Genomic DNA, 13036 nt, shown 5'->3' with positions numbered 1-13036 from the left:
CTTGATTTCAGCTTAACCACTCTACTATAAGCAGATTTCATTGCGAACTGTCTCTTTTCCAGCTGCGGAAACGTCAAGGTCCGGGGCGAGTTTTCTCGGCAACGCGCCTAGCCAAATGCCCTGTGGCTGCTAAAATCCTTCCCTCATCGTCGGCGAGAGCGAGTGAATGAATGTTCATTCATGCCCCCGAATATTATGGTCAAACCAAGCCAAGTCAAGCTGGCAGGAGTCTCGAATGTCACAGCAAGCCTTGCCTCAAACCTGCCACTACTCCAGCGATGATGTGAAAATCATTGAAAAATCAGCTGGATATAATGGCTTCTTCAAGGTGAATGTCTACCGCCTGCAACACAGGCTGTTTGCCGGTGGCTGGAACGCCCCCATCGTCCGGGAACTGTTCGAACGTGGCCATGCCGCCGCCCTGCTGCCTTATGATCCGGTGCGGGACGAGATCGTGCTGGTGGAGCAGTTTCGCATCGGCGCCATGGAGACCAGCGCCACCCCCTGGCTGCTGGAGCTGGTGGCCGGCATCATCGATGAAGGGGAGACCGCCGAGGCAGTGGTGCGGCGCGAAGCGGTGGAAGAGGCAGGGATCGAGGTGGGACGCTGCGAACACGCCATCAGCTATCTGGTGAGCCCGGGTGGCAGCACCGAGCGCATCGAGGTGTTCGTGGGCGAGGTGGATGCCAGTCAGGCCAAGGGGATACACGGTCTGGCGGAAGAGGGGGAAGACATCCGGGTCCACGTGGTGAGCCGCGAGCAGGCCTATGCCTGGCTCAAAGAGGGGCGCATCGACAATGCCGCCTCCGTCATCGCCCTGCAGTGGCTGGCCCTGAATCACGGCGAGCTGCGGGCACGCTGGCTGGCGGGGCGCTGAGGTGACGCTCGTTCAGACCCGGGTCAGGTGCCCTGTGTCCGACTGGAACACTGTGCAGTGGGTCCACCCTTCATGGACCCTGATTGAGGGAGCCGCGACATGTCATTAGTCCAGAGCCCGATGAAGCGCTATGTGCCTGATTTGATGTCCTTGCAGCGTACCTGCGAGGTCAATTACATGGCGCTGATGAAACTGTTGCCGCCCGGCGGCAGCGTGGGTGCCGAGCGCCGCTATCAGGTCGGCAACGGCCTGCAGTTCCAGCTCACGGTGACCGAGGAGAGCCGCTTCACCAGCCAGGTGATCCTGGCCCAGCACAACCCCGAATTGCCGAGCTACTTGCAAGCCCGGATAGAGATTCGTTTGTATCATGATGTGCGAATGGCGGAAGTGTGTGCGGCGCAACAGATTTCAATGTTGCAACCACGTTATGATTATCCCAATCAAAAAATGCATCACAGGGATGAAAAGGAGCAGGTAAATCTATTCTTGGCCGATTGGTTGAGATTTTGTCTCAAACACGGCACCAGCCTGATTAACATCCTCTAGTCGAACCCATAAAAAAAGAAGCGTGATTTTGGAAACAGAGCTACCTCAGGCGCCGGACGGCAGTGTGCGCCTGTTACAGATTACCGATACCCATCTCTTCGCCAGTGCCGAGGGGCGGCTGCTGGCCGTGCCCACGGCGCAGAGTCTGGCCGCCGTGCTGGAGCGGGTGCAGGCCAACGAGCACCCGTTCGAGCTCATCCTCGCCACCGGGGATCTTTCCCAGGATCACAGCCCGGAGTCCTACCAGCGTTTCGCCTCCATGATGGCGCCCCTGGCCCGCCCCATCTACTGGTTGCCCGGCAACCACGACGACGGCCCCCTGATGACCGAATACCTCCATGCGGCCGGCATCAGCGAGGCCAAGCAACTGGTGGGGGATCACTGGCAGGTGATCCTGCTGGATACCCAGGTGCGCGGCAAACCCCACGGGGTGCTGGGGGATCACCAGCTGGCGGCCCTGGATCAGGCCCTGCGCCAGCATCCCGAGCGCCATGCCCTCATCGCCCTGCACCATCAGGCGGTGCCGGTGGGCTGCGCCTGGCTGGATCAGCACAACCTCAAGAATGCCGACGACCTGTTCGCCGTGCTGGCCCGCCACCCGCAGCAGAAGACCATCCTGTTCGGCCACGTCCATCAGGAGTTTGACGAGGTGCACCACGGAGTGCGGCTCATCGCCAGCCCCTCTACCTGCATCCAGTTCAAGCCGCTCTCCGACGGTTTCGCACTGGACGAATCTGGCCCGGGCTGGCGCTATCTCACCCTGCACCCGGATGGCCGGGTGGCGAGTCAGGTGTGGCGCCTGCCGCTGGGGCAGTTCGTGCCCGACCCCAATGCCACCGGTTACTGAGGGGTTGCCATGAAGCCCGTACTCCTCTACCTGCACGGTTTCAATTCATCCCCCGGCTCGGCCAAGGCGCAGCAGATGGCGGCCTGGGTGGCAGAGAACAGGCCCGATATCGAGGTGGTGATCCCGGCCCAGCCCAACACCCCGGCGGCCGCCTGGGTGGCCATCGAGCAGACCATTGCCGATCTGCAGAGCCGTTATGGCAACGAATTCAAGCTTGGCGCCGTGGGCAGCTCCCTCGGTGGCTTTATGGCGACCCGGGTCAGCGAGCGATACGGTTGCCGCGCCGCCCTCATCAACCCGGCGGTGCGCCCCCACGAGCTGCTCTGCGACTACCTCGGCCCCCAGACCAACCCCTACAGCGGCGAACGCTATGAACTGTTGCCTGGGCACATGGACGAGCTGAGAGCGCTGGCGGTGCCGGTGACTGCTCCCGAGCGGCTCTGGGTGCTGCAACAGCAGGAGGACGAGGTGCTCGACTATCGCAAGGCGCTGGACGAATACCGCTTTGCCCGTCTCTCCCTGGAGTGCGGCGGCGATCACGCCTTCACAGGCTTCGAGCGCTACCCCGCCCAGATCGTCCGTTTCCTCGGGCTCTAGCCATGCAACCGCCGTTGGCCGCCTTCCTCGAACAGGTGCTGGCCACGGCCCAGGCGGGGCTCACCTACTCCCGGGATCCCTTCGACATCGCCCGCTTCGAGGCGCTGCGAGCGGCCACGGTGACGCTCATCGCCAGCCAGAGCGAGCTGGCTCCCGATGCCATCGGCGACTGGATTGCCCTCGACAGCGGCTATCCCACCCCCAAGCTCGATGTGCGGGCCTTCATTCAGAACGACGCGGGCCATGTCCTGCTGGTGCAGGAGCGCAGTGACGGGCGCTGGACCCTGCCGGGGGGCTGGTGCGACATCGGCGATTCGCCTGCGGACGCCGTGGTGCGGGAAGTGGTGGAGGAGACCGGCCTCGTCTGTCGGGCGGTGCAGCTGCTGGCCCTGTTCGACAAGCTCAAGCATCCCCATCCCCCGCAGCTGCCCCACGCCCACAAGGCCTTCTTCCTGTGCGAGGTGACGGGCGGCGCTCTGCTTACCGACACCGATGAAACCAAAGGGGCGGAGTACTTCCCCATCGACGCCTTGCCCGAACTCTCCCGCCACCGGGTGGTTGCGTCCCAGTTGCGCACCCTGCATGACCATCTGTCGCAGGGGCGGGGGGATACCCTGTTCGATTAACCGGTTCGCAGCCTGACACTGCGGCAAGGAGGCAGCATGATCACACGCATCGGCAATACCCCCATCCAGAAGAAACACAAGGCAAGCTGCCACTGCGGCGCCGTGGTGCTGGAGCTGACCCTGCCGGATGGCGTGGTGGATCCGCGCCGCTGCGACTGCTCCTTCTGTCGGCGGCGAGGGGCCATCGTCGCCTCGGTGCCGCTCTCCGGCATCCGCATCCTGCAAGGGGAGGCGGCGCTTCGCTGCTACCAGTTCAACACCCGCACCGCGAAACACTACTTTTGCAGCGTCTGCGGCATCTACACCCATCACCAGCGCCGATCCAATCCGGCGGAATATGGCTACAACCTCGCCTGTCTGGAGGGGGTCAACCCGTTCGATCTGGGAGAGGTGCCGACCCGCGACGGGGTGCATCACCCTGCAGATACCGTAGCCGATTGAACGCGAGGTGACTGCCCGACGGGTGGCGGGGAGGACGGGCGAGGCGTTGCCGCGTCACTCCCGTGACGACATCTCAGGGGGTCATCTGCTTGTGTAGCCCCCGCCATGGCTGTGTTAACCTTGCCCTGTCCGTCTCCCGGCGGACCCCGGCCTCTCTCTTCATTCCATCTCTGCCAACAGGGGGCACACCCGTGACGACTGCTTCAGCGCTGCCGGATCTGATCCTCGGGGCCTCGCTCTATTTTCCGCCCCTGTTCAAGGCTGTGCTGCTCGGCCTGCTGGGCTGGCTGCCGCTGCACCATCTGCTGCGGGACTGGCTCTACGGCGGCGAGGTCTGGCACCCCCTGCTGATGGATCTCTCCCTCTTCATCCTCGCCGTCAGCGGCGCCCTATGGATATTGCTACATGGCTAAATCACCCCTTGCGACCCTCAAATACTTCTCCACCCTGCTGGTCTTTGCCCTGGCGCTGGTGTCGCTCTGGTGGCTGTGGAACGACTACATGCAGGGTCCCTGGACCCGGGATGGCAAGGTGAGGGCCGAGCTGGTCAGCATCACGCCCCAGGTGTCGGGCAAGATCGTCAGGATAGGGGTCAAGGACAACCAGCTGGTGAAGGCGGGGGAGCTGCTCTTCACCCTGGATCCCGAGCCCTATCGCATCGCGCTGGACAACGCCAGCGCGGCCCTGGCCAAGGCCAAGTCGGATCTCGATAAGGCGGAGCACGAGGCGAACCGTCGCCAGAGCCTCTCCCGCACCGTCATCTCCGCCGAGGCGGTGGATGAATCCAGGCTCAATGCCCAGGCGATGAAGGCGGCCTATGAGGTGGCCCAAGCCAATCTGGAGCAGGCCAGATGGTCCCTTGCCCGGACCGAGGTCCATGCTGCGAGCGACGGCTACATCACCAACCTGCAGGCCAGGGTCGGCAACTACGCCACCGCCGGGGTGCCCCTGGTGGCCCTGATAGACACCCACTCCTTCTATGTGCAGGGCTATTTCGAAGAGACCAAGCTCAGGCACATCGCCCCCGGCAAACCGGCCGAGGTGGTGCTCTACAGCGGGGATCGGGTACTCAGGGGGGAGGTGGAAAGCATAGGGCGCGCCATTCACGATCAGAGCCTGGAAGGCAGCGAGGGGCTGCTGCTCGACGTCAAGCCGAACGTGCCCTGGGTGCGCCTGGCCCAGCGGGTGCCGGTGCGGATCAGGCTGCTGGCGATTCCCCCGGATCTGGTCTTGATCGCGGGCACGACCTGTACCATCACCATAGGGGACTAGAGTGATCCCCTCGCTCTGGCGCCAGACCCCCTGGGGCAAGGCCAACGGCGGACAGTGGCGCTACGCCCTGCGCAATGCCCTGGCCATGTGCCTGTCGCTCTGGCTGGCGTTCGTGCTGCAACTCGACTCTCCCTACTGGGCCATGACCTCCGCCGCCGTGGTGAGCTTTCCCACCGTGGGGGGCGTCATCAGCAAGAGCCTGGGGCGGGTGGTGGGCAGCCTCATCGGCGCCATGGCGGCGGTGATGATCACCGGCCTTGGCATCGGTGATCCCTGGCTCTTCAGCCTGCTTATCGCCCTCTGGCTGGGGGGTTGCACCTACATCTCCAACCACCATCAGAACAACGTCTCCTACGGTTTCGCCCTGGCGGGCTATACCGCCGCCATCATCGCCTTCTCCTGCGTCAACCTGACCGACCCGCAACATATCTTCGACATCGCCCAGGCCCGGGTGAGCGAGGTGATCGTCGGCATCCTCTGCGGCGGCCTGATGATGATGATCCTGCCGAGTTTCTCCGATGGCGAGACCCTGCTGGACTCCCTTGGCAAGAGCCAGACCCGGCTGCTGGAACATGCCCAGCTGCTCTGGCTCGGGGAGACGGGCGCCGATGTGCGCACCGCCCACGAGGGGGTGATCGGTCAGATCCTCACCCTGAACGTGCTGCGCATCCAGGCCGTCTGGAGCCACCACCGCCTGCGTCGCCACAACCAGTTGCTGAACTATCTGCTCCATCGCCAGCTGAGGATGGTCAGCCTCATCTCGGGGCTGCGCCGCATGCTGCAACACTGGCCAGAGGACGCAGTCGACCCGGCCCCCATGCTGGCCGCCGTGCTGCGGGAGCTGGGACAGGGGGGCTGCGACAAGCTGCGCATCGCCCGCCTGATGGCACCCTTCGTGGCCCGTTCGGGGGACGATTATCGCTGTCAGGCCTTCTGGCTGCGGCTGCGCCACTTCTGCTGGAGCTACCTGGAGTGTCAGCGCTGGCTGGAAAGGCTGGCCCGCCACGATGGTCAGGAGTGGCCGGCGCCGCCGCGCCACAGCTCTCTGACCAGCCACACCGACGGCCTGGAGGCGGCCTACAACGGGGGGCGTACCTTCCTCTGCGTGATGCTGGGCTGCACCTTCTGGATCCACACCCAGTGGGATGCGGGCGCCGCAGCCCTGACCCTGCTCGCCATCTGCTGCGTGCTCTATTCCGCCACCCCGGCCCCGGCCAAGGGGGCCCAGACCATGCTCAAGGCCATCGTGCTGCTCAGCTTTATCTGCTTCGGGGTCAAGTTCGGGCTGATGATCCGCATCGACGACTTCTGGATCTTCTGCTCCCTGCTGTTCCCCGCCCTCATCACCCTGCAACTGCTGAAATTGCAGCGCCCCCAGGGGGCGGCGCTCTGGGGCCAGCTCATCGTGCTGCTCGGCTCCTTCCTCGCCATCACCAATCCGCCGAGCTACGACTACCTCGCCTTCGTCAACAGCAGCCTTGCCCAGGCACTGGGAGTGATGAGTGCAGGGCTGGCGTTCCAGCTCCTGAGGCCCAGCTCGGATCGGCGCAAGAGCCGCCGCCTGATGCATCGTCTGCGGCGGGATTTCGTGGACCAGCTGGCCCCGGCCCCGCATCAGAGCGAGGGGGAGTTTGAATCCCGGGTCTATCACGCGGTGAGCCAGCTCAGCCAGAGTCAGGATCAGGGGGCCCGGCTCTGGGTGCTGCGCTGGGGCGTGGTGCTGCTCAATTGCAGCCATATCGTCTGGCAGCTCAGGCTCTGGCGCAGCCGGGATCCGGCCCTCTATCTGGTGCGGGACGGCTGTCTGCGCTGCCTGAAAGGCATTCTGACCGAAGGGGGCGTGCAGCACGAGACCCTGGGGCGCACCCTGGCGGAGCTGGACCGCATCAGCCAAGGGCTGGGGGAACATGCAGACCCGGCGGCCCGGGCACTGGCGGGACTGGTGTGGCGACTCCATTGCTCCCTCTCCCAGCTTGTGCAGGCCCTGCCCGGGGAACCCGCCTGATCCCGGGCGGGGAGGCCGGAGCCCCTCTGGATCACCCTTTGCGAGCGCCCCATTTGTCCCGGGCCCTCCCAGCGAGTAAGATTCCCCCCAAACGTCAATTCGCAAGGCCCTCCATGTCCACTCAATACAATGCGGATGCCATTGAGGTCCTCAATGGCCTTGAACCGGTGCGTCGCCGCCCCGGCATGTACACCGACACCACCCGGCCCAATCACCTCGGCCAGGAGGTCATCGACAACAGCGTCGACGAGGCGCTGGCGGGTCACGCCCGCAATCTGGAGGTGATCCTGCACGAGGATCAGTCCCTCGAGGTGATCGACGACGGTCGCGGCATGCCGGTGGACATCCACCCGGAGGAAGGGGTCTCCGGTGTGGAGCTGATCCTCTGCAAGCTGCACGCGGGGGGCAAGTTCTCCAACAAGAACTACCAGTTCTCCGGCGGCTTGCACGGGGTGGGGATCTCCGTGGTGAACGCCCTCTCCGATCGGGTCGAAGTGACTGTGCGCCGGGACGGCCAGGTCTATGACATCGCCTTCGAGCGGGGCGAGAAGGTGTCTGATCTGACCATCACAGGCACCTGCGGCCGTCGCAACACCGGCACCCGGGTGCGCTTCTGGCCGGAGGCGCGCTACTTCGATTCGCCGCGCTTCTCGGTTTCCAAGCTGGAGCACCTGCTCAAAGCCAAGGCCGTGCTCTGCCCGGGCCTCACCATCAAGTTCCTCGACAAGAACACCGGCATCAAGTTGGAGTGGTGCTACGAAGACGGCCTCAAGGATTACCTCATCGATGCGGTCAAGCAGTTCACCTGCCTGCCGGAGCAGCCCTTCGTCGGTTCTTTCAGCTCCGAGCAGTCGGCGGTGGACTGGGCTCTGTGCTGGTTACCGGAAGGGGGCGAGTGCCTCGCCGAATCCTATGTGAACCTCATTCCCACCGCGCTCGGTGGCACCCATGTCAACGGCCTGCGCCAGGGGCTGCTCGATGCCATGCGCGAGTTCTGCGAGTTCCGCAACCTCTTGCCCCGCGGGGTCAAGCTCACCCCGGAAGACATCTGGGATCGCTGCGCCTACATCCTCTCCATCAAGATGCAGGACCCGCAGTTTGCCGGCCAGACCAAGGAGCGTCTGTCGTCCCGCCAGAGCTCGGCCTTCGTGTCGGGCGTGGTGAAGGATGCCTTCAGCCTCTATCTGAACAGCAACACCGAGCTGGCCGAACAGCTGGCGGAGCTCTGCATCTCCAGCGCCCAGCGCCGGATGCGCGCCGCCAAGACGGTGGTGCGCAAGAAGATAACGCAAGGCCCGGCCCTGCCCGGCAAGCTGACCGATTGCGGCTGCGCCGACCCCATGCAGGGGGAGCTCTTCCTGGTGGAGGGTGACTCCGCGGGCGGCAGTGCCAAGCAGGCGCGGGATCGCGAATTCCAGGCCATCATGCCCCTGCGCGGCAAGATCCTGAACACCTGGGAGGTGGAGGCCGGTCAGGTGCTCGCCTCGCAAGAAGTACACGACATCTCGGTGGCGATCGGGCTCGACCCCGACTCCGACGATCTCAGTGGCCTGCGCTACGGCAAGGTGTGCATCCTGGCGGATGCGGACTCGGACGGTCTGCACATCGCCACCCTGCTCTGCGCCCTCTTTGTGAAGCACTTCCGCACGCTGGTGGAAAAGGGCCATGTCTATGTGGCCATGCCGCCCCTCTATCGTATCGACATCGGCAAGGAGGTCTTCTACGCCCTCGACGAGGACGAGAAGAACGGCGTGCTGCAACGGGTCGAAGCCGAGAAGAAGAAGGGCAAGGTGATGGTGACCCGATTCAAGGGGCTGGGTGAGATGAACCCCAAGCAGTTGCGGGAAACCACCATGGATCCCAACACCCGCCGCCTGGTGCAGCTCACCATGGGCGCGGAAGGGGGGGCAGAAGGGGAAGATGGGGACGAGACCCTGCAACTGATGGACATGCTGCTGGCCAAGAAGCGCGCCGGTGATCGCCGCGAATGGCTGGAAGAGAAGGGCAACCTCGCCATCATCTAAAGCGAGTCGCAAGTACCCCGGCCCTCCCCTTCGCAAGGGGAGGGGGCCAAGCCTCTCCTCCCCCTCATGGAGGGGGAGGTTGGGAGGGGGGCTTGTGATTCACCGTCGGCCCCCTGCCGACCCGCATTTCCGGCGTGCCCTCTGAGGGCGTGCCATAGCAAGAGAACAACCTTATGAGTGATGCTATCGAGCTCAGTCTGTTGGATGAAGTAGAGCGCCAACCAGCTCCCGAACCGAAAGAGATAATCACATGAGTGATGCCATCGAGCTCAGTCTGGACGGGGTAGAGCGCCAGCCAATGCGCACCTTCACCGAGCAGGCTTACTTGAACTACTCCATGTACGTCATCATGGATCGGGCCTTACCGCATATCGGCGACGGCCTCAAGCCCGTGCAGCGGCGCATCATCTACGCCATGAGCGAGCTGGGGCTGTCGGCCCTCTCCAAGCACAAGAAGTCCGCCCGTACCGTGGGTGACGTGCTGGGTAAGTACCACCCCCACGGTGACAGCGCCTGTTACGAAGCCATGGTGCTGATGGCCCAACCCTTCTCCTACCGCTACCCGCTGGTGGACGGTCAGGGCAACTGGGGTGCGCCGGACGATCCCAAATCCTTCGCCGCCATGCGTTATACCGAGGCGCGGCTGTCGCGTTTCTCCGAGCTACTGCTCTCCGAGCTCGGCCAGGGCACTGTGGAGTGGACGCCGAACTTCGACGGCACCATGAAAGAGCCCGTGGTGCTGCCTGCCCGTTTGCCGCACATCCTGCTCAACGGGGTGACCGGTATCGCGGTGGGGATGGCGACCGATATCCCGCCCCACAACGCGCGGGAAGTGGCCCACGCCTGCGTGGAGCTGCTGGACAATCCCAATGCCGGCCTGGATGCCCTGATGGCCCATGTGCAGGGGCCGGATTACCCGACCAATGCCGAGATCATCACGCCCCGCGATGACATCCGTAAAATCTACGAGACCGGCAAGGGCTCCATCAAGCAGCGGGCGGTCTGGAGCGAAGAGGATGGCGATATCGTCATCACGGCGCTGCCCCATCAGGCCTCCGGCGCCAAGATCATGGAGCAGATTGCCGCCCAGATGGTGGCGAAAAAGCTGCCCATGGTTACCGATCTGCGGGATGAATCGGACCACGAAAACCCGACCCGTCTGGTGATAGTGCCGCGCTCCAACCGGGTGGACGTGGAGGGGCTGATGGCCCACCTGTTCGCCACCACGGACTTGGAGAAGAACTACCGGGTCAACCTCAACATCCTGGGTCTGGACAACCGGCCTCAGGTGAAAGACCTCAAGACCATCCTCACCGAGTGGCTTAGCTTCCGCCGCGAGACGGTGCGCCGCCGCCTGCAGTATCGCCTCGACAAGGTGCTGGCCCGCCTGCACATCCTCGAAGGTTTGCTCATCGCCTACCTCAACATCGACGAGGTGATCGAGATCATCCGCACCGAGGAGGAGCCGGGCCGGGTGATGATGGAGCGTTTCAACATCACCGAGACCCAGGCCGAGGCGATCCTCGAGCTCAAACTGCGCCACCTGGCCAAGCTCGAAGAGTTCAAGCTGCGCGCCGAGCAGAACGAACTGGCGGAAGAGCGCGACAAGCTGGAACTGATCCTGGGCTCCGAGCGCCGTCTCAGCACCCTGCTCAAGAAAGAGATCCTGGCGGATGCCGAGAAGTACGGCGACGATCGCCGCACCCCGCTGGTGGAGCGCGCCACCGCCGTCGCCCTGACCGAGAAGGAGCTCACCCCGAGCGAGCCGGTGACCGTGATCCTCTCCGACAAGGGGTGGGTGCGCGCCGCCAAGGGCCACGACGTGGATGTGGCCGGCCTCTCCTACAAGGCGGGGGACAACTATCTCGCCCACGCCCATGGCCGCAGCAACCAGCAGGCGGTGTTCCTCTCCACCCTGGGGAGAACCTACTCGCTGGAGGCCCACACCCTGCCGTCGGCCCGCAGTCAGGGTGAGCCGCTCACCGGCCGCTTCGCACTGGGTGCTGGGGAAGAGGTGCGCCATCTGGTGATGGGCAACGAAGGTGAGCCGTATCTCGTTTGCTCCGACGCCGGCTACGGCTTCGTCTGCAAATACGACGACCTCATTGGCAAGAACAAGAACGGCAAGGCGCTGCTCACCGTGCCGGAAGGGGGCATCGTCATGGCACCCCAGAGGATAGGGGCGCCGGACACGGATCTCTGTATGGCCATCTCCAACGAGGGGCGTATGCTGCTGTTCCCGCTCAATACCCTGCCGGTGCTCGGCAAGGGCAAGGGCAACAAGCTCATCAGCATCCCCTCGGCTCGCGTGAAGGCGAGAGAGGAGTTTGTGGTGATGGCCGCCGTCATTCCGCAGGGCCAGTCCGTCACCCTGTTTGCCGGCAAGCGCAAGCTGACCCTCAAGCCATCTGACCTTGACTACTACCGCGGCGAGCGCGGCCGCCGCGGCGCCAAGTTGCCCCGCGGTCTGCAGCGAGTCGATCGCATCGAGATTGAACCCGTCGCCGGCGCCGAGCCGGCAGCCGGGGAAAATCAGGAAGGGTAATAAAATAATAGGGAGCGAATAGTCGCTCCCTATTATTTTGAGGTAATAAATGAAACCTTAATTTATTACCATCGCTGGTGTTAAATGTTAGTTTTCGTAAAATCAGCCTAACTTGCGGTCTTGCTTAATTTGGTTGAAAAACATATCCCAGAGGTGTTCCGCCATTCCTTCGTTCGTGAGCAATGTTTCTCTTGAAGAACTCATGGTGTAACCACCCATCAATGGACGAAAACCAAGGGTTTGACCATTTTCGGTAATGGTCAAACATTCATTGTAACTATTTCTGGCCATGCCATCCTGGCCATAACATATATCACCCACCCCATAACTACGGCCATTGTTACGCCAAATAGCACACTGACCAACCCGGCTACCGCTGATGTAAATCGCGCAACTGAATGCATTGGCATCCAGCTGATGGAACTCAGAGTCTACTCCTGAATTACGCTTTTTAAGCTCAGATAGGGAGTTTTCAAAATATCTGGTAACGTACTCAAACCCTTCACGGCAGGCACGATCTTTATCGAGATCGGTGAAGCTCTTCGGCAAGGAAAGGTTGCTGGATCTTGGTGTGAGAATTGATCCAGTTTCTTGAGCCGAAGAAAATGTAGTAATCTGTGAACGAAGGCTCACATCCTGCTGCGTATTTTTCGCCTCCATATTATCAATGGCGCGTACTACGGCATCGACCACCTGCACATAACCTTCATCGTGACTAGCGAATTTCGTAATTGGTTTACCATCCACAGTGGCAGCAAGGATTTTGCCAAACGGTAATTGATGCCAAGCACATTCCCTTAAAATTACCGGAATAACTATTGCCTCGCCCCTTCTATGGCGCTCCATAGCATTTGCCATTTCAACCTGATAACAATAATCAGAAGCAATAAAGTCACTGCTAATCAGCAAAAGCACAATGTCTGCTTCAGAAAAATACTGATCAATCTTATGCTCGAATACTTCCCCAGGAATAATGCACCGATCGTGCCATGTGGATATTCTCCCCATGCGTTTCAAGGGTGATAGATGTTTTTCAAGTTCATTACGTAATGCTTCATCAGCATGAGAATAGGAAAAAACGAGGCTGGCCATAATTCTAAGATGCTCCTGAACCATTACTGTTAGATACCCGTCATTCCGCACCTGATTTTGCTATTTTCAGTGCTTGACGGCGATCGGCCGTTCTGATCTATTACTCTCTTTTGCAGGTAGATCATCATGGCCGCACCCGCTATCTCGATCCGTAACCTCGATCA

12 protein-coding genes are annotated in these 13036 nt (G+C 62.2%); 11 read left to right on the top strand and 1 reads right to left on the bottom strand.

Annotated features, from left to right (window positions below; all coding sequences use genetic code 11):
* Positions 1 to 235: 235 nt before the first annotated feature.
* From nudF to parC, 11 genes are all read left to right on the top strand, one after another.
* Entirely contained in the window at positions 236 to 877 is a 642-nt protein-coding gene (gene nudF, locus HKD46_RS08470; protein ID WP_010672772.1) for an ADP-ribose diphosphatase, read from the top strand.
* Between the two features lie 99 nt (positions 878 to 976).
* Positions 977 to 1423 carry a DUF1249 domain-containing protein gene (locus HKD46_RS08465; RefSeq protein WP_039039758.1) on the top strand — a complete coding sequence of 149 codons (447 nt, stop codon included), beginning with the start codon at positions 977 to 979 and terminating at the stop codon, positions 1421 to 1423.
* A gap of 28 nt (positions 1424 to 1451) precedes the next feature.
* Positions 1452 to 2270, top strand: a complete 819-nt coding sequence (gene cpdA / locus HKD46_RS08460; protein ID WP_052815075.1) for a 3',5'-cyclic-AMP phosphodiesterase — start codon at positions 1452 to 1454, stop codon at positions 2268 to 2270.
* Positions 2271 to 2279: 9 nt separating this feature from the next.
* Positions 2280 to 2867, top strand: a complete 588-nt coding sequence (locus HKD46_RS08455) for a YqiA/YcfP family alpha/beta fold hydrolase (protein WP_052815076.1) — start codon at positions 2280 to 2282, stop codon at positions 2865 to 2867.
* Positions 2868 to 2869: 2 nt separating this feature from the next.
* Positions 2870 to 3493: an NUDIX hydrolase gene (locus HKD46_RS08450; RefSeq protein WP_052815077.1), complete on the top strand. Its 624-nt coding sequence runs from the start codon at positions 2870 to 2872 to the stop codon at positions 3491 to 3493.
* Between the two features lie 36 nt (positions 3494 to 3529).
* Positions 3530 to 3934 carry a GFA family protein gene (locus HKD46_RS08445; protein WP_039039754.1) on the top strand — a complete coding sequence of 135 codons (405 nt, stop codon included), beginning with the start codon at positions 3530 to 3532 and terminating at the stop codon, positions 3932 to 3934.
* A gap of 170 nt (positions 3935 to 4104) precedes the next feature.
* Complete coding sequence (locus HKD46_RS08440) at positions 4105 to 4347, top strand: DUF1656 domain-containing protein (RefSeq protein WP_039039819.1); 243 nt, start codon at positions 4105 to 4107, stop codon at positions 4345 to 4347.
* On the top strand, positions 4340 to 5206 hold the full coding sequence (locus HKD46_RS08435; protein WP_069651983.1) for an HlyD family secretion protein: 867 nt from the start codon (positions 4340 to 4342) through the stop codon (positions 5204 to 5206). Before HKD46_RS08440 ends, HKD46_RS08435 begins: the two co-directional genes overlap by 8 nt.
* A gap of 1 nt (position 5207) precedes the next feature.
* Positions 5208 to 7211 carry an FUSC family protein gene (locus HKD46_RS08430; protein WP_171865254.1) on the top strand — a complete coding sequence of 668 codons (2004 nt, stop codon included), beginning with the start codon at positions 5208 to 5210 and terminating at the stop codon, positions 7209 to 7211.
* A gap of 113 nt (positions 7212 to 7324) precedes the next feature.
* Complete coding sequence (gene parE, locus HKD46_RS08425) at positions 7325 to 9235, top strand: DNA topoisomerase IV subunit B (protein ID WP_010672780.1); 1911 nt, start codon at positions 7325 to 7327, stop codon at positions 9233 to 9235.
* A gap of 250 nt (positions 9236 to 9485) precedes the next feature.
* Positions 9486 to 11780, top strand: coding sequence for a DNA topoisomerase IV subunit A (gene parC / locus HKD46_RS08420; protein WP_161470340.1), 2295 nt, complete (start codon positions 9486 to 9488; stop codon positions 11778 to 11780).
* 102 nt (positions 11781 to 11882) lie between these two features.
* Here the strand turns inward: parC and HKD46_RS08415 are convergent, their stop codons facing one another.
* Complete coding sequence (locus tag HKD46_RS08415; RefSeq protein ID WP_052815463.1) at positions 11883 to 12872, bottom strand: toll/interleukin-1 receptor domain-containing protein; 990 nt, start codon at positions 12870 to 12872, stop codon at positions 11883 to 11885.
* Positions 12873 to 13036 lie beyond the last annotated feature (164 nt).

This window comes from Aeromonas sp. TW 6, from assembly GCF_013168745.1.
Lineage (GTDB): Bacteria > Pseudomonadota > Gammaproteobacteria > Enterobacterales > Aeromonadaceae > Aeromonas > Aeromonas caviae.
Note: the sequence above shows the minus strand (reverse complement) of the source record. Positions and strands in the feature narration are given on the sequence as shown.

Bases quoted from the DNA above. Each gene is read 5' to 3' on its own strand.
- nudF (WP_010672772.1), top strand. From the start codon at position 236: ATGTCACAGCAAGCCTTGCCTCAAACCTGCCACTACTCCAGCGATGAT.
- HKD46_RS08465 (WP_039039758.1), top strand. From the start codon at position 977: ATGTCATTAGTCCAGAGCCCGATGAAGCGCTATGTGCCTGATTTGATG.
- HKD46_RS08455 (WP_052815076.1), top strand. From the start codon at position 2,280: ATGAAGCCCGTACTCCTCTACCTGCACGGTTTCAATTCATCCCCCGGC.
- HKD46_RS08450 (WP_052815077.1), top strand. From the start codon at position 2,870: ATGCAACCGCCGTTGGCCGCCTTCCTCGAACAGGTGCTGGCCACGGCC.
- HKD46_RS08445 (WP_039039754.1), top strand. From the start codon at position 3,530: ATGATCACACGCATCGGCAATACCCCCATCCAGAAGAAACACAAGGCA.
- HKD46_RS08435 (WP_069651983.1), top strand. From the start codon at position 4,340: ATGGCTAAATCACCCCTTGCGACCCTCAAATACTTCTCCACCCTGCTG.
- parE (WP_010672780.1), top strand. From the start codon at position 7,325: ATGTCCACTCAATACAATGCGGATGCCATTGAGGTCCTCAATGGCCTT.
- parC (WP_161470340.1), top strand. From the start codon at position 9,486: ATGAGTGATGCCATCGAGCTCAGTCTGGACGGGGTAGAGCGCCAGCCA.
- HKD46_RS08415 (WP_052815463.1), bottom strand. From the start codon at position 12,872: ATGGCCAGCCTCGTTTTTTCCTATTCTCATGCTGATGAAGCATTACGT.